The 748-nt window shown below is 62.0% G+C and carries 1 protein-coding gene; it reads left to right on the top strand.

Going from position 1 to position 748, the window contains the following annotated elements:
• Positions 1-255 precede the first annotated feature (255 nt).
• Positions 256-748 (top strand): peptidoglycan-binding domain-containing protein (locus tag EN925_RS38225; RefSeq protein WP_164894791.1); only part of this gene is annotated, 493 nt, incomplete at its 3' end.

Raw genomic sequence — 748 nt, 5'->3', positions numbered from 1 at the left:
GACTCAATCGGGCGTTGGCCCGTTGTCGCTCCGGTCTCTGCGGTTCTGAAGCCAACACATGCGCTGACGGGAGTCGCCATTCATCTTGATGATGGCGGACCCTTATCAACAATGCACCCGCGCCACCGCCGGGTGCTCCTGGTCCGGGTTCACTGCGCGCACGGCACTCGGCAGTCGGACGCAACTGCAGGAAATGGAACCAGATCGGCCGTGCGACGTCATAGAAGCAGGTGCCCATACGGGAGTGTGACCTCCATGATCAGGCTCGTTCTTGTCGCGGTCGCCATGCTCGTCATGGCATGCGATGCAACGGCGGCGGCAAAACTGGACGCGGCCGCCGTCAACAACGCCCAATTTGACGGCAGCGAAGCGAAAGGCGTCAGTGCGACCGTGCTGAAGGCGCAAATCCTCTTGGATCGTGCACGCTTCTCGCCAGGCCTGATCGATGGCCGCCAAGCAGAGAACTTCACCCGGGCAGTCAGTGCGTTCCAAGCGGCCAACGGATTGCCTGCCGACGGCAAGCTCACCCGCGAGACATGGGACAAGCTGGTCGCGACCTCCTCGCGCCCCGCGATTGAGACCTACGATTTGACACGCAAGGATGTGCATGGGCCGTTCACCAGGCGAATTCCGGCACGCATGGAGAGGATGGCCCGCCTGCCCAGGCTGGCTTACCACAATGCCTTGGAAAAGATGGCGGAGCGCTTCCACATCAGCGAGCAACTGCTTGAACGGCTCAATCCCGGCA

The organism is Mesorhizobium sp. M7A.F.Ca.US.006.04.2.1 (genome assembly GCF_004022915.1).
Taxonomy (GTDB): Bacteria; Pseudomonadota; Alphaproteobacteria; order Rhizobiales; family Rhizobiaceae; genus Mesorhizobium; species Mesorhizobium ciceri.
The sequence above is the reverse complement of the archived record's forward strand: the minus strand, read 5'-3'. Positions and strand labels throughout refer to the sequence as shown.